The organism is Clostridium sp. AM29-11AC (assembly GCF_003480545.1).
Lineage (GTDB): Bacteria > Bacillota > Clostridia > Lachnospirales > Lachnospiraceae > Otoolea > Otoolea saccharolyticum_A.
Genome location: NZ_QUJI01000017.1, coordinates 14,423 through 29,719, shown reverse-complemented (window position 1 = coordinate 29,719; position 15,297 = coordinate 14,423). Strand labels below are relative to the sequence as shown.

At 46.3% G+C, this 15,297-nt stretch carries 12 protein-coding genes and 1 tRNA gene; 1 reads left to right on the top strand and 12 read right to left on the bottom strand.

Annotation, left to right across the window (positions count from 1 at the left end):
• Positions 1 to 35: 35 nt before the first annotated feature.
• From DW757_RS12385 to DW757_RS12350, 6 genes are all read right to left on the bottom strand, one after another.
• A complete protein-coding gene (locus DW757_RS12385; RefSeq protein ID WP_112116316.1) occupies positions 36 to 938 on the bottom strand; it encodes a DUF6017 domain-containing protein in 903 nt (300 codons plus the stop codon).
• 826 nt (positions 939 to 1,764) lie between these two features.
• Positions 1,765 to 1,841: transfer RNA gene (locus DW757_RS12370), tRNA-Arg, on the bottom strand.
• A 359-nt stretch (positions 1,842 to 2,200) separates the two neighbouring features.
• Positions 2,201 to 3,082: a DUF3881 family protein gene (locus DW757_RS12365; RefSeq protein ID WP_021966154.1), complete on the bottom strand. Its 882-nt coding sequence runs from the start codon at positions 3,080 to 3,082 to the stop codon at positions 2,201 to 2,203.
• 71 nt (positions 3,083 to 3,153) lie between these two features.
• Positions 3,154 to 3,654, bottom strand: a complete 501-nt coding sequence (locus DW757_RS12360) for a DUF4446 family protein (RefSeq protein ID WP_008397190.1) — start codon at positions 3,652 to 3,654, stop codon at positions 3,154 to 3,156.
• A gap of 30 nt (positions 3,655 to 3,684) precedes the next feature.
• On the bottom strand, positions 3,685 to 4,779 hold the full coding sequence (locus tag DW757_RS12355; RefSeq protein WP_008397189.1) for a ParB/RepB/Spo0J family partition protein: 1,095 nt from the start codon (positions 4,777 to 4,779) through the stop codon (positions 3,685 to 3,687).
• A 2-nt stretch (positions 4,780 to 4,781) separates the two neighbouring features.
• Positions 4,782 to 5,549: an AAA family ATPase gene (locus DW757_RS12350; protein WP_008397188.1), complete on the bottom strand. Its 768-nt coding sequence runs from the start codon at positions 5,547 to 5,549 to the stop codon at positions 4,782 to 4,784.
• 335 nt (positions 5,550 to 5,884) lie between these two features.
• Here DW757_RS12350 and DW757_RS12345 point away from each other — a divergent pair, with 335 nt between their 5' ends.
• Positions 5,885 to 6,835, top strand: coding sequence for an alpha/beta fold hydrolase (locus DW757_RS12345; RefSeq protein WP_008397187.1), 951 nt, complete (start codon positions 5,885 to 5,887; stop codon positions 6,833 to 6,835).
• Positions 6,836 to 7,172: 337 nt separating this feature from the next.
• Here DW757_RS12345 and rsmG read toward each other — a convergent pair whose 3' ends face one another.
• The 6 genes from rsmG to DW757_RS12310 all read right to left on the bottom strand — a co-directional run bounded on the left by rsmG (position 7,173) and on the right by DW757_RS12310 (position 15,280).
• Complete coding sequence (gene rsmG / locus DW757_RS12340) at positions 7,173 to 7,901, bottom strand: 16S rRNA (guanine(527)-N(7))-methyltransferase RsmG (protein WP_008397184.1); 729 nt, start codon at positions 7,899 to 7,901, stop codon at positions 7,173 to 7,175.
• Positions 7,898 to 9,823: a tRNA uridine-5-carboxymethylaminomethyl(34) synthesis enzyme MnmG gene (gene mnmG, locus DW757_RS12335; RefSeq protein WP_118751853.1), complete on the bottom strand. Its 1,926-nt coding sequence runs from the start codon at positions 9,821 to 9,823 to the stop codon at positions 7,898 to 7,900. The genes rsmG and mnmG overlap by 4 nt, the downstream gene beginning before the upstream one ends.
• Positions 9,824 to 10,194: 371 nt before the next feature.
• A complete protein-coding gene (locus DW757_RS12330) occupies positions 10,195 to 10,599 on the bottom strand; it encodes a hypothetical protein (protein ID WP_015573080.1) in 405 nt (134 codons plus the stop codon).
• A 980-nt stretch (positions 10,600 to 11,579) separates the two neighbouring features.
• Complete coding sequence (mnmE, locus tag DW757_RS12325; protein ID WP_118751852.1) at positions 11,580 to 12,956, bottom strand: tRNA uridine-5-carboxymethylaminomethyl(34) synthesis GTPase MnmE; 1,377 nt, start codon at positions 12,954 to 12,956, stop codon at positions 11,580 to 11,582.
• A gap of 413 nt (positions 12,957 to 13,369) precedes the next feature.
• Positions 13,370 to 14,023, bottom strand: a complete 654-nt coding sequence (jag, locus tag DW757_RS12315) for an RNA-binding cell elongation regulator Jag/EloR (RefSeq protein ID WP_008397175.1) — start codon at positions 14,021 to 14,023, stop codon at positions 13,370 to 13,372.
• A gap of 12 nt (positions 14,024 to 14,035) precedes the next feature.
• Positions 14,036 to 15,280, bottom strand: a complete 1,245-nt coding sequence (locus DW757_RS12310; protein WP_008397174.1) for a YidC/Oxa1 family membrane protein insertase — start codon at positions 15,278 to 15,280, stop codon at positions 14,036 to 14,038.
• Positions 15,281 to 15,297: the final 17 nt, after the last annotated feature.

The window sequence follows — 15,297 nt, the reverse complement described above, 5'->3', positions numbered from 1 at the left end:
TTACCTCGCTTTCTATTCTGTGTATACTGCATTGATTACCACCTCCCTCCAAGTTTCCCCGAAGCCATATCATGCCTGACCTTTGCGTCATAGTGGGCGCTTATGGTGTAGGGGGCATTGTATATCGAAGCAAGTAAATACTGCTTGATATTGCGAACATCGGTTGTGTTCTCTTTGAAAGAACTCATTACAAATCTGATGTGTTCAGAATCCAGCTTCATAAAACTGCTTTTGACAATTTCAATGGGCTTATCATCACTGGCAATTCGTATTTGCTTCCGATTACTGCACATGACTTCAATAATCAAATGCAGAATTAGATCGAGTATCTCATGGTCATACGGATAATCCTGTTTCAGATAGTCCATAGAAAGCTGTTCATAAAAATACTGATAATATCGGGTAAATTCGTCAGTCTCATCGACTTCCTTTCCACAAAAACCGGAAGGAAAGAAAGGATCAGTATCACTAAAATCAATATAATTAGTATCAGTATTATTACCTTGTGCTTTTGACAGTTCTTGAATTGTGTTTTTGACAACTCCAGAATTGTCCTTTTGACAATTCAAGAATTGTCTTTCCACAGAACCGGAAATGAAGTTCTTTACATAGATCAGGTTCGGTTTCCCAAGTCCCTGTCGCTTGCGTTCTATCAGACCGCATTTCTTTTCCAGCTCATCCAGCAGCTTCACCGCTTTCTTTTCAGCACAGCCTAACGCACCTTTGATTTCTTCAATCGTGAAGATGATATAGACACGGCCTTCCTCGTCCAGCCAACCGTTCCGGGCTGAGAGGTTCATGCGGTCAAGCAGAATACCGTAAAGCAGCTTGGCATCGGTTGATACATTCCAGAAGCAATCCTCGGTGAATAGCACCTTCGGAACACGGTAGAATGCGAACATCTCCGCTTGCTGCCCATAGAAATAATCATACGTCACTCATCCTCACCACCTCTTTCTGCGGGAAATACTCTTTTTTCAGAGGGGTTCTGCGGAAAGTCGTATCCTTCAGTTTATACGGACATCTGACAAAATAGCAGAAGCGGTACTTCCATCGGGGTTGATAATACTCGCAGTCTTTGCAACATTTCGGCTTGTCACGGCGATTGCGTTCATACTCATACATATCAACGCACCCCCACTTCCTTCATAATCTTCCTGGTACACCAGCCGATGCAGGGATGATCCCGCCCATAAGGACAACCTTCACATTCCGACTTCGGCTTTGGGGATACGGAGATTAAGTAGTAACAATTTTCTTCGCCCAGACAGCAGCCCGTTTTATTGTTTTTCCAAAAATGACAGTAGCGGCAGTCGTTTGGCTTGTCTGGGGAATAGACGATTTTACTCAAAAATCAAACCTCCAATCTTTCAGATTTACCCATGAATTTTGGGCATAAAAAAAGAGCGTCTATCCATCCCCGATACAGGGGCAAATAGACGCTCTATGTACATGGTAGTATTCAATTTTATTTCTTATAACGGCTTAGCACTCGGAACATCCGCCTTTTGAATTAGCAAGGTTTTTAGCACGTTTTTTCGCCTAATTAGCTGGAAGCGCATTTTCATTAGCAAAAACGGCCCTTTTTCTGCTAATGATTAGCAGAAATTTTTGTCTTATCACAGCAGTTCGATTTTTTAGGGCTTGTCAAAAATCAGAATTTGAAGTAAAATTTGAAAACATTATTTCGTCTCAGCAATCACACTGGAATTTGTTAAAAAAAGCCGAAAACCCTTGAAAACAAAGGCTTTCGGCGTTGTTAGCTGGCGTCCCAAAGAGGACTTGAACCTCCGACCCCACGCTTAGGAGGCGTGTGCTCTATCCAACTGAGCTATTGGGACGTATTTAATTTTTTTGTCAGCCTCCGTAATTATCGGACTCAGCTCCCAACTAAGGTTTTTCCAAGGTGAGCGTTGTAACGTAACCTTAGGAGGCGAACGCTCTATCCTGCTGAGCTACAGAAACTTATTATTTATGCTGATTAATTAAACCAGCTTACTTATTATAAATGATCCGTCCCATAAAAGTCAAGCACAATTTTGATTTTGCCTATTTTTTCAAACATTTTCCGGCAAATATCCTATCAAAAATGGGATGTCTCCCACTTTTGTTCCACGTGAAACATCCCATCTCTGCTATGCTTACTAAAAGTCAGTATTTTTCTCTTCTCTGTACGGTCTCTGTCTGCTTTGGCCTGAATTTATCCCTTAAAATCGGCTATTCCCTGCATCCAGACTTTTCCCTTAAAGCGGCGTCCCACCTTCGGTTCTCCCAGAAGATCCTGTTTATTGATACATACTCTGAAGTGCAGATCATTGCATTCCAGCTTCATATCATAGATCTCTTCATCTGTGATCCTGTTTTTCTTCAGACAGATCTCTTCAATCTCTCCGATTACCGAGTATTGATCGCACTCAATCCCGCTGGGCATAAAACAGGTGTCAACGATGGTATACAGATCCTCCTTCATGGCCCGCCTGGAAGCCTGTGAGTACAGATCAATATCCTCAATAGTCAGCGACTCCATTGCCTCCGGATCGCCGTTTTTGGCTGCTTCCAGAAGATTATTTCTGTTTCTTGAAGCCACCTTGGCTTTCTCGATCTGCCTGGCAGTTTTTTTCACTGGAAGAAGAATTTTTCCGTGTACGGAAAGAGCTGACAGTCTGGCTGAAACCACCTCTGTGCTTTCCCTGCGCTTCTGGCTTCTCTCCCTGTATTCCAGGGCATTCGTCAGATAAAAAATCAGGGAAATTCCCACCTTGTACTCATCTAAGAGCCCTGCGTAGGTTTCCTTCTCCGTGTGCCGCTGAATCGAGCACTCTGCTGTAGATGTGACAGTGTCGCTGTCCAGATATGGATAGTAATACTCAATATCCAGCTCGTCATTTTCATCCATCTCTCCGAACATGGCAATTCCCATTCCCTCTGCTACCTCTGCCCTGACCTCGCAGAAATCTGTATCCCTGTCAATCTGAATACACCGGGATGCCCTGGCATCCTTGGACAGACATTTGAGCAGTGCCCGTATATCGCGGTTTTTCTGGTACATGCTGAACCCAACCGCGCGCAAATATTTATGCATCCTCTCTTTCTCCTCTTTATAAAAGCAAACGTCAAATCCTCATTTTTCCGCTGTACAGCCAGAAAAATCTCCTAATAGCCCAGCGCCATCTCCAGCGCCTCCTTCTCCTCAGCTCCCAGAAGCACATCTGTGCTTCCCTTCTCCACATCCTTCATATAGAGATAGCAGCCTTCCCGGCTGTGGACAGAATTTAAGATGAAGCCGGAATTATTGTCATCCAGGAGGGCAATCACAAAGCTCAGATTTCCTCCCATTCCCTTGAAGGCGTTGTATTTTACAATTCCAATCTTCTGATAGCTGGCTCTTACCTGTCTGGTCAGCGATTTGAGCTGATCCCTGCTCTCCCTGTCAGACGTCTGAAGAACGGCTGTTTCATCCAGGAGATCCAGAATTGTATCTTCCAGGGTTTCTGCATCCTTCCCTCTCATAAATATGTCGTATCTCCGGTACAGCTTCCTGTACTGGGTAAAGCAGACCAGAGTGATAATCATACACACCAGCGTCAGAACCGCAAGGCCGATGATCAGGAAAGCCGGATCAAAGGCAAGATTATTCAACAAACTATTTTCCATTCTCTGTTATCACTCCTGACTTTCTCTTCGTTAACCGTTTATAGACTGAAGCAGCTCCACAATTCTCTCGAGTTCCGCAGGGGAGTAGTATTCAATCTCTATTCTTCCCTTATTTTTATCCTTTTTATTGATGGTAACTTTGGTTCCCATGACAGACTTGAGTTTTTCCTCGATGTCCCTGTAGATAAAGCTCAAATCTCTCTCCTCTGTATCTGCCTTCTTTTCCTTTTTAGGAGCTGTCATCATTTTGACCAGCTTCTCCACCTGGCGGACGCTGAGCTGATTTTCTCTCACCTTTTTGGCAAGTTCATACTGCTGCTCTTTGTCCTCCAGACCCAGCAAGGCTCTCGCATGTCCTCCTGAAATAAGGTTTTCTACCAGCATCTGCTGAACTCTCTCGTCCAGCTTTAAAAGCCTCATGCTGTTTGTGATCGTGGCCCGGTTTTTGGAAACCCGTTCCGCCACCTCCTCCTGCTTGAGTCCAAATTCCTGTACCAGCATCTGATAAGCTTTTGCCTCCTCAATGGGGTTCAAATCTGCCCGCTGGACATTTTCTATCAGAGCGATCTCCAGTGTCTGCTGCTTCGTGTAGTCACGGATCAGCACCGGAACTTCCTTAAGCCCCGCCAGTTTAGCGGCGCGCCAGCGCCGCTCGCCGGCAATGATCTCGTAAAACTCTCCCTTTCTCTGCACCAGAAGCGGCTGAAGAATTCCAAAATTTTTCACTGATTCCGCCAGCTCATTGAGCTGATCCTCATTAAAATATTTGCGCGGCTGCTCCTGGTTCGGTTCTATCTGGGCAATGCTTACCAGCTGCTCGCGGCCGTTTCCCTGCCTTTCTGTCTTTTCTGCTTTCCCTTCTGCCCGCACAGTCTCCTTATTGCCGGCCTTTTCTGTCTTTCTGTTCTTTTTTGTATCTGACGGAGCTGCCTTTCCCTTTCTTGCTCCTCCCGGAAGAACCATATCCAGTTCCTCCAGCTTCGCCTTCCTGTCTACCGCATGCTCCGGTGTCTTCGCTTCCTCTCCCTGCTCTGCAATCTGGTGGCTATTCTCAGGTTGGGAATTTTCCTCCTTTAAATCAGGGAAATAAGCTCTCAGTCCCTTTCCAAGTCCTCTTCTCGCCATCTCTATTCTTCCCCTCTGCTGATTACTTCCGCTGCCAGCAGGCGGTAGCTCTCCGCTCCCGTCGATTTGCTGTCGTACAGATTGATTGGCATTCCATGGCTCGGCGCCTCCGCAAGCCGTACATTTCTCGGAATAATCGTCTTGTAAATCGTTTCATTCAGATTACTTTTAACATTTTCAACTACTTCCAGGGACAGATTTGTTCTGGCGTCGTACATAGTAAACACCACACCTTCCAGCTCAAGCCCCGGATTCATCGTCTTTTTTACAAGGCCGATAGTCCTGAGCACCTGGCTCAGTCCCTCCAGCGCATAATACTCGCACTGGATAGGAACCAAAACCGTGTCAGCCGCCGTCAGAGCATTGATGGTAAGAAGGCTCAGAGAAGGCGGACAATCGATAATAATAAAGTCATAGTTATCTCTAACCTCCTCCAGGTGGTCTCTCAGGATAAATTCTTTTTGTTCCATATCCAGCAGTTCAATTTCAGCTCCGGCCAGATTTGAGTCAGAAGGCAGTACATCCAGATTTTCCTGAACCTGCTCGTGAAGACAGTCATCCAGTGAACATTCTCCCAGCATCATCTCATAAACCGTTTCTTCCATATATTCCTTTTCCAGTCCGAGACCGGTAGTGGCATTTCCTTGTGGATCGAAGTCAATAGCTAAAACCTTCTGTCCGGCTTCAGCCAGGCAGGCCGATAAATTGATCGCTGTTGTTGTTTTTCCCACGCCGCCCTTCTGGTTGGCAATCGCAATCACACGTCCCATGCTCTCTCCTTTTCTGCGTCATTCAAAAGTTCATTCCATAGTATAGCACATCTTTCATTCTTTTCCTACAGGAAATCTCCCCAATTTCCCATAAATGTTTCACGTGAAACGTTGATAGCTATCCAAAATGCAGTTCCACGTCTCTCTCGCCCTGAAACGATTCCTTGATTCATATTTCAGATTTTTCGTCTGTCTTAACCGAACTGCCTCTGTTTTCATCCTTTAATAAACAGTTTCTCATTCCCGCTGTCTGTGATATAATTTATCTGAACTTCACCTGAGTTTACCGGTTCCTACAAAACTCAGTATGAAACAGTCCAAGGAGGCAAAACCATATGAAGATAGACAACAGAGTTATGTCCCTGCTTGCGCTGACTTCCGGCGCCGCAGCGGCCACTTCCCTGATCAACCGATATATCCGCTTTTCAGCCGTTTCCAAAAAACTTTTGACAGAGCTTCACCCTCTCTGCTTTAAATGGCGTTTTGGAAATATTTATTTTACAAAAACAGGTTCAGGAAAGCCCCTGCTCCTGATCCACGATTTCCACTTCGCGTCCAGCGGCTGCGAGTGGAGCCAGATTATTGGGGAACTAAAAAAACGTTACACCGTCTATACGATCGATCTGCTGGGGTTCGGCCGTTCCGAAAAACCAAACCTGACTTACACAAACTATCTTTACGTCCAGCTCATCTCCGATTTTATCAAATCTGAGATCGGCCACCGCACCAATGTTATCGCCACTGGCGGCTCAGTGGCCCTGACGGTAATGGCCTGCAATGCCAATCCCGAGCTTTTTGATCAGATTGCGCTGATTAATCCGGATCCTCTTTCCCTCTGCGGACAGGTTTACGGAAAAAATGCCAGACTGTACAAATTGATTCTGGATCTTCCCATTGCCGGAACTCTGTTCTATCACATAGCATCCAGCCGCAGACTGCTGGAGGAAGCATTCAGGGAACGGTTTTTCTACAATCCTTATTCCGCAAAGCCAGCTTATATAGACCGCTACTATGAGGCTTCCCATCTGGGAGGCTGCCCGAAGGCCATTTTTTCCAGTATGGAATGCGGCTACACGAAATGCAATATCTCCAATGCCCTCAAAAAAATTGATAACAGCATTTTCATTATCGGAGGAGCTGAGGAACCTTCCATCGCAGACACCATAGATGAGTACCGTCATGTAAATCCTGCTGTTGAATATGCGCTGATTCCTAAAACAAAGCATCTTCCTCAGCTCGAACAGCCCGAAAAGGTGCTGAACCTGCTCACCATCTTTTTTTCATAGGAGGTCATAGGTGGAATCGTTGAAAGGCCGGAAGCAGTAATTTATGTTTCTGGCACACCAGAAGAACCGTTGACTCTGTTTAACATTCCATTATTACATTTTATTCTAACAGGAAAAATAGAGAAGAAACGGACATGGCAGAATAGAAAGATTATAATTATATAAACATTTTCCAGCCCCGCCAAGGATAAGAAAATCCCGTGAGGCTGGAAAATCGCTCTGAAATAATATGTCCCCTGTCTGGAAATGTCTGTGCTTTCCCATCACAAAATCTGATATGGCTGTGGCAGATGCCCTGTCTTTAAATCAAAAGTCAAACTGCCTTATTGTGCTCTCTTTATCTGAGCGGCTCCTTTGACGGCATTCCCGCCTTGCGCGGATACCTGGAAGAGGTGGCCTTTATCTTCTTTACCTTCACCAGCGTCCGCTCGTCGGAATTGGGAAGGCTGAACCTCTCAATTTTCTCAATCTCTCCTCCCAGCTTGCTGATTGCTCCCTGGCCGTTCACCAGTTCCTCATCCAGTTTTCCTGATTTATAGGACACAAAATATCCGCCCGGCTTCACCAGAGGCATGCAGTATTCCGACAGTGTAGAGAGATTCGCTACCGCCCTGGACACGCAGATGTCAAATGTTTCACGTGAAACACGATTTCTTCCAAAATCCTCTGCCCTCCCATGGACAGCCGTAATTCCTTCAAGTCCAAGCTCGGAAATTACCGTGTTCAGAAATTTGACTCTCTTATTCAGAGAATCCAGAAGTGTCACTCTCAGTCCCGGAAATGCAATTTTCAGCGGAATACCCGGAAAACCAGCCCCGGTCCCCACATCTGCCACAGAAAATGCTTCCGTCTCCAGCCCGTCTACTGCCCGTTTCAGGGCAAGGCTGTCCACAAAATGCTTTGTCACCACTTCACTCATCTCGGTGATAGCTGTGAGATTCATTACCTGATTCCACTCGTTTAACAGCTCATAATATCTGAAAAACTGCTCCATCTGTTTCTCTGTCAGTGTGACTCCCACATGACAGAGTTCCTCTTCCATCTGCTTTACAAACGCTTCTCTCATGACTCCTCCTGGGTATTTTGTCTCTGACCTTCATTTCTCTCCCTCTGGTACTTTAGCTGTTCCAGATGAACCAGCAGTACTGAAATATCCGCCGGTGAAACTCCTGATATTCTGGAGGCCTGTCCGATATTTCTGGGCTTATACAGGTTCAGCTTCTGAACAGCCTCCTTTCTCAAGCTCTTCACCGTCGAGTAGTCAAAGCTTTCATCCAGCTTTCGGCTCTCCATTTTCTTAAACTGAGCCACCTGCTGAAGCTGCCTTTTAATATATCCCTCATACTTGATATTGATATTCACCTGCTCCGCCACATCCCAATCGAGAACCGGCCTTTTTGGATCAATCTCTTTCACCGCCTCATAGCTGAGCTCCGGTCTCCTCACCAGCTCTGCCAATGTTGAACCCGTTTTCAGTTCCGTACTTCCGTAACTTTTCAGGCACTCCTGCACCTCATGGGTAGCCCCCACAGGCGTCCGGTTCAGCCGTTCCACCTCTTCCCTGATCTGCCGCTCCTTTCTCAGAACGCGCTCATACCGCTCATCGTCAATGAGTCCTATCTCATGCCCTATCCCTGAAAGCCTGAGATCCGCGTTATCCTGTCTCAAAAGAAGCCTGTACTCTGCCCTGGATGTCATCATTCTGTAGGGTTCATGGCTTTCCTTTGTCACCAGATCATCGATCAGAACCCCGATATAGGCCTGCGAACGGTCCAGTACGATTCCTTCCTTTCCCTGCAGCTTTCTGGCCGCATTCACTCCCGCCATAAAGCCCTGAACAGCTGCCTCCTCATATCCAGAGCTTCCGTTAAACTGTCCTCCGCTGAACAGCCCCTCTATGGCCTTAAATTCCAGAGTTGCTCTGAGCTGCCTGGAATTAATGCAGTCGTATTCAATGGCATAGGCATTTCTCACTATCTTCACATGCTCCAGTCCCGGAACTGTCCTGTACATCGCAGTCTGGACATCTTCAGGAAGAGAGCTTGACATGCCTCCAAGGTACATCTCGTTTGTATAGAGTCCCTCTGGCTCCACAAACACCTGATGGCGCTCCTTATCCGGGAATTTGACAACCTTGTCCTCAATAGACGGGCAATATCTCGGTCCTGTTCCTTCTATTGCGCCGGAAAACAGAGGTGAGCGGTCAAGGTTCTCTCTGATAATCTCATGGGTTCTCTCATTTGTATAGGTCAGCCAGCAGGAAACCTGCTCCTTCTGCACCGATTCCGGATCTGTGGTAAAGGAAAACGGGACCACCCTGTCATCTCCGAACTGCTCCTCCATCTTGGAAAAATCAATACTCCTCCTGTCCACCCTGGCAGGCGTCCCTGTCTTAAACCGATACATTTCTATACCGAGAGCTTTCAGAGAATCCGTCAGGTGGTTGGCTGCCTGCAGCCCGTTGGGACCTGTCGGATTGCTCACATCGCCATAAATACACCTGGCCCGCAGGTAGGTGCCGGTTGCCAAAACCACAGCTCTGCAGTGATAGACGGCTCCTGACAGTGTTCGAATGCCCGTCACTCTGCCCTCTTCTGCCAGAATCTCTGTCACCTCTGCCTGTTTAATGGTGAGATGCTCTGTATTTTCCAGCACCCTCCTCATCTCACGGGTATACATCTCCTTGTCCGCCTGGGCGCGGAGGGAATGGACTGCCGGCCCCTTAGACTGATTCAGCATCTTTGACTGAATGAAGGTCTTATCGATATTTTTGCCCATCTCTCCTCCCAGGGCATCCAGCTCTCTTACCAGATGGCCTTTCGAACTTCCCCCAATATTTGGATTGCACGGCATCAGGGCGATGCTGTCTACGCTCACTGTGAACACTACTGTTTCCATTCCCAGTCTGGCTGCTGCCAGAGCTGCCTCACAGCCGGCATGTCCCGCCCCTACTACCGCAATATCATACGTTTCCTCTAAATATGGCATTTCAACTTCCTCTCTTCAAGCCTGGCGCAGTTGAATCTTTTTGTTTTTTCTGTCTTTCGCTGCTTTTCTGCGCTCTTTCCATTATATCACGGGCACAGCCTGTGATCGTCATTCGCCGCTCGTCTTGCATGAGCAAGCTCCCGCAGGCTCGCTTGCCCTCATTATATCCTATATTTTTATTCTTTCAAATTGAAATATTGTCCAGACAGTGGTGCTGCAAAAACTGCCTTTTCTTTCTTAAATTCTCTTAAAAATCCTTCTGTAAAACTCTCTGTGTTTCACGTGAAACATTAATTGATTGATTGTTTAAATTCCGTTTTATCTGTTTAAACTCTACTTTTTTCGTTTCAATGGCTTTCCTGCAGATTCGATTACTGCATCTCCACTATAACAGAGTCCTCCATTGCCCTGCTGTCCTCAATCAGACTGCCGTAAAGGCTTTTAGCCACTTCCTCAAACGTCAGGTTTTCATTATCTGTCAGTACCACAAAGCAGCTGTCCGACTCGGCATTTGGCAGTCTTCCCTTTAATTCCAGTCTGTGCTGGTAGGCTGTACCGCCGCATTCCCAGGTTCCATCCTTCCTCTCATAGTAGGTGGCACAAATCCCGTCTTCTTCTGATTGGCTGAATGTTTTTACAATTTCTTCCCTTTTTGCACATCCGGCAAACAGCACTGAGCAAAGAACAACCAGAACTAATTTCTTTGCACGATATGTCCTCCCCCAATGCTCTCGCCATGCCATAGTTCCTTTCTGTGCCTTTCTTGTTTCGTACATTGCTGTCCTTTTTCTTGCAAAATCTCACTTAAATCCATTACTTGGGGCAGTTCCAGCACGTTCTAATATCTCTGCCGTGCTGCGCACTGCTGACCTTCTAAATTCCTGAAAAACCAGACAAATATGGTATCCATTCTCTCGCTGTAATTCCTTGTTTCACGTGAAACATTGTCATGTAAACGCGAAACACTGTCATGAAAAAACAGCTCAAACCTGCCGGCCTCATAATTTTATTATCCCATCTCGACTAACGTCCCGACGGGAGTGCTCGTCAAATGCATGCTCATGAAGCATGACATATGCTTTCCTTATTATTTTACCATTTCATTTGTATATGGCAGCCATCGTCAGAACTTACCGCCCGGCTTTCAGCAGTGAATGCTGAAACAGATAAAGCTGATTTTAATTTTATGGCTTCTTTTTCTTTCTATTTCATCCTTATTTCTGTTTGATTTTAGGCTGTTTGCCTACTTATTATACCATCACTTAGTCAGATGATCGAGAAGGTTTTAATCGTTCAGGCAAAGCGATTCTGCAGTTGGTAATTGCATAATTGTCAGTTGGTTATAGATTAGTTTTTGTTATATAATAGCTTTTATAGTATAACTTATTTTTATATATAACTATCAATTATATGTTTTTATTCTATTATTCCTTCTCTCATTTTTTAACCGCTTTTCTGACTGCTGCGGCTGGCTGCTCATTTTCGACGTTTGCTTCCTGTCTTCCTTCTGCTTTTCCCTCAGTTCTCCTCTATGCTCCTCTGTGCGTTCTCTTCTGTTCTCCCCCGTGTATTCTCCTCTGTTTTCTTCCTATTTCCTATTCAGGTTTCATCCTCCCATGGTCCTATATACAGAAACATCTTGTTTTTCCATTCTCTCAAAAACTGTTCTCTTTTAAAACGCAGCCGGAGGCTGGACGTCCTATCCATCTGCCCGCCTTCGGCTGCTAACCTGATTTCCTATACCTGTTGAACAGAGCTATTTTCCCATGCAGAATTTGCTGAAAATCTCATTGACCAGATCATCCTCCAGCGCCTCTCCCACGATCGTTCCCAGTTCCTCGTAGGCGTTCATGAGATCAATAGAGAAAAAGTCCTCAGGCATCTGATCTTCAATGCTCTTTTCTACCAGAAGCAGGCTGTCATACGCCTCTCTGAGGGCTGTTTTGTGCCGGATATTGGTAATCATCACTTCATCATTAAAATCAATTTTTCCCGAGAAAAACAATTCTCTGATCCGCTCCTCCAGGACATCGATTCCCTTCTGTTCCTTTGCCGAAACAGGGATCACCGTCTGGCCGGTCCTCTCCTCAAGCTCTTTTTCTGTCACAAGCATCTCCAGATCCGTTTTATTTAACAGCACGATGGCTTTTCTTTCCCTGATAAGCTCCATAATCTCCCGATCATTTTCATCCAGAGGCCTGGAACCATCCACCACGTAGATAATCAGGTCCGCGTCATCTGCAATCTGTCTCGCCTTATCCACGCCGATTTTTTCCACAATATCGTCCGTGTCCCTGATTCCCGCTGTGTCGATAATGTTGAGGCTGATTCCGTGAAGCCTTATATTCTCTTCCAGCGTATCCCTCGTGGTACCTGCCACATCTGTCACAATCGCCCGCTCCTCTCCTACCAGCACATTCATAAGAGAGGATTTTCCTGCATTGGGCTTTCCCAAAATAACCGTCTTTACGCCCTCCCTGACCACTCTTCCGTTATCTGCCGTGGCAAGGAGTTTCTCTATCTCCTGCTTAATCGGAATGAGCCTTTCGTGAAGAATCTCAGGGTAACCCTCCAGAGAAATGTGCTCCGGATCGTCCAGAGCTGATTCTATAAAAGCGATTTCATAGATGAGTTTTTCTCTCAGCTCCTTCACCTTTCTGGACATTGCCCCGTTCAGCTGATTTACAGAGCTTTTCAGTGCGTAATCGTTTTTTGCATTGATCACATCGATAACCGCCTCTGCCTGGGACAGATCGATTCTGCCATTCAAAAATGCCCGCTTTGTGAACTCTCCCGGCTCGGCTAGCCTCGCCCCGTTTTTTACCACTGTTTCCAGAATCTTCCGCATGACAAGGACGCCGCCGTGGCAGTCGATCTCTACCGTGTCCTCTGCCGTATAGCTTCTCGGCCCCCGCATCAGCATGACCAGAACCTCGTCTATCAGCTCATTTTCATCATATATATGACCGTAATGTATGGTAAACGTCTTTTCTTCTGAAAGCTTCCTGCCATTTGGCTTTCTGAAGATTCGATCAGCCACCTTTACTGCATCTTCTCCGCTGATCCTCACAACGCCGATTCCCGAATTTGTCATTCCTGTTGAAATGGCCGCGATTGTATCATTCCTGAACATAGCTTTTTCCTTCCTCTCTGTGGTTCAGATTCTCTCTGATATTCTCTGCTTCATCAGGAAAACCAGCCCTCCTGCGGAATGGCTTTCCTCATAAGGCAGACAGTAATATTATGGCTCCCCGCCTGCTTTTATATTTTGCGGGATCCCGCCCTTATGGGGGATTGCTTTTTCCTCTAACCCGAAGGGCCACGCTCGAAAACCCTTTTGGGGTTTTCTCGCTTTGCGGCATTCGCCGCATGAAAATGAATGGGCAGTCTCCAGGCGGTGAGCAAGCTCCCCTCCTGGAGACTGCCCATTCATTTTCGCCCTTCTCATTGCTAATAAAAAATGTTCAAACAGGGACTTGGTGACCGGTAGTTTTGGTTTGTCCTGCCTGAACATTTTTTATTATTTATCGTCCGGTCAGGTGGGGGTTATTCCCGTTCTGAACGGTCTTTTTTTCCTTCCTTCTTCAGAGAAATAATCACGTGTCTGAATGGTTCTTCGCCGTCGCTTCTTGTCACAACGTACTTATCGTTCTGAAGTGCCGCATGGATAATCCGTCTTTCGTAAGGGTTCATGGGCTCAAGGGAAACGGCGCGCTTGGTCCTCTTTACCTTGTAGGCAATGTTCTTTGCCAGGGTTTCCAGAGTTTCCTTTCTTCTCTCCCGGTAGTTCTCCGTATCCAGCTTTACACGGATATAGTCGTCCTTCTTCTTGTTTACCACAAGACTTACCAGGTACTGAAGGGAGTCTAAGGTCTGCCCTCTTTTTCCGATCAGGATTCCCATGTCGGTTCCTTCCATGTTAATGTTCATTTCCTTCTCTTCTGCATTATACACGGCTGTGATGGAAACCTCCATGTTCATGGAATCAAATACCTGATTCAGAAAATGAATGGCTCTGTCTTCAACGCGTTCCTTTCTCTTTGCTCTGATTACGGCAGGCTTGGCGCCAATCCCCAAAAATCCGGCGCTTCCCCGCTCAACGACCTCGTACTCCAGCTTGTCGCTGGTAGTTTCAAGCTCGATCAGTGCCTTTGTAACAGCTTCATCCACGGTTTTTGCGGAAACTGTAATCATATCCATACTGCACCCCTCCTACTTGTTGTGCTTTTCGTTATACTTCTGAACCATTCTGGCCTTGGCTGCAAGGCTTCCCGGCTTCGGATCGCTGTTGTAGAACTCGGTTGAATCCTTCACCTGCTTTGCATTCCTTTCCAGCCTGCGGTTCTTCTCAGCCTCTTCCTCCTCCTGCTTTGCCTGAATGCTCTTGAGATTCACGGCTGCATTCTGATTGATCTTTGCTGGCGGAAGCCCCTTCTTCGCACGCTTTTTGTTCATCTTCTCAACATTCTTCCTGATAAGCTCGTCCATATCCACTTTCTTCATGTAGGAGTTGACGAACATCTGCTGGAAAATGAGGATGATACCCTGGACAACCCAGTAGATACCAATACCTGCCGGCAGGGTAAAGCAGAAGAATACAGACATGAGAGGCATGGTGATCATCATGCTGTTCATCATCTGTGCACCCGGAGCATCCTTATCCATGGTCTGATTGGTGCTCATCAGCTTTGTGGAGAGCCACTGGGTAATACCTGCCAGAATCGGGATAATCCATGCAACTGTTATATTTGAAAAACCGGTAAACGGCGCTGTTGCCAGATTAATTCCCAGGAAGGAGTTCATCTGCTCTATCTTGTCCGCATTCTGTGCGATTACGTCTGCAATAGAAGGAAATGCATTTTCAAGTCCCTTCCAGTTATCAGGTGTAAACTTATAGAGCAGATCGATGACCTTGTTTGGATTTGCCAGAGCCTCAGCCGTAAAGCCGTTGCTCATCTTTCCGCCTACCTCAATCAGCTTGGAGGCAAAATCCGGCTGATTCTGGAGAGGTTCCACTACATTCTCAAAGAACACTCTAACAGACGGAACGTAGGCCGGGATATTGTAGATAACGCGGTACAGTGCCAAAATAATCGGGAACTGGATTAACAGAGGAAGGCATCCTGCTGTCGGGGAGGAGCCGTACTTTTCATAGACGGCCTTCATCTCCACCTGCTGCTTTGCCATGGAGGTCTGATCCGTTTTTCCCTTATATTTCTTCTGAATCGCTGCAATTTCCGGGTTCATAAGCGCCATCATCTTGGAGGATTTCTGCTGCTTTAAGGTCAGCGGAAACAGAAGAAGCCTTGTGATGATGGTGAACAGAATAATACATACGCCAATGTTAAAAACGCCGAAGGAGCTTGTGAACCTGAACAGCAAGTCCATGACGATTCCAAACAGGCTGGCGATTGGCCCTAAAATAGAGCCTGCTTTCGTCGCTACAAAAAATTCCAATTAACTACCTCCTACTT

What these genes read in the sequence shown, in the direction of transcription:
- DW757_RS12365 (WP_021966154.1), bottom strand. Translation starts at nt 3,082, where the DNA reads ATGCATAAATATTTGCGCGCGGTTGGGTTCAGCATGTACCAGAAAAAC.
- DW757_RS12360 (WP_008397190.1), bottom strand. Translation starts at nt 3,654, where the DNA reads ATGGAAAATAGTTTGTTGAATAATCTTGCCTTTGATCCGGCTTTCCTG.
- DW757_RS12355 (WP_008397189.1), bottom strand. Translation starts at nt 4,779, where the DNA reads ATGGCGAGAAGAGGACTTGGAAAGGGACTGAGAGCTTATTTCCCTGAT.
- DW757_RS12350 (WP_008397188.1), bottom strand. Translation starts at nt 5,549, where the DNA reads ATGGGACGTGTGATTGCGATTGCCAACCAGAAGGGCGGCGTGGGAAAA.
- DW757_RS12345 (WP_008397187.1), top strand. Translation starts at nt 5,885, where the DNA reads ATGAAGATAGACAACAGAGTTATGTCCCTGCTTGCGCTGACTTCCGGC.
- rsmG (WP_008397184.1), bottom strand. Translation starts at nt 7,901, where the DNA reads ATGAGAGAAGCGTTTGTAAAGCAGATGGAAGAGGAACTCTGTCATGTG.
- mnmG (WP_118751853.1), bottom strand. Translation starts at nt 9,823, where the DNA reads ATGCCATATTTAGAGGAAACGTATGATATTGCGGTAGTAGGGGCGGGA.
- DW757_RS12330 (WP_015573080.1), bottom strand. Translation starts at nt 10,599, where the DNA reads ATGTACGAAACAAGAAAGGCACAGAAAGGAACTATGGCATGGCGAGAG.
- mnmE (WP_118751852.1), bottom strand. Translation starts at nt 12,956, where the DNA reads ATGTTCAGGAATGATACAATCGCGGCCATTTCAACAGGAATGACAAAT.
- jag (WP_008397175.1), bottom strand. Translation starts at nt 14,023, where the DNA reads ATGGATATGATTACAGTTTCCGCAAAAACCGTGGATGAAGCTGTTACA.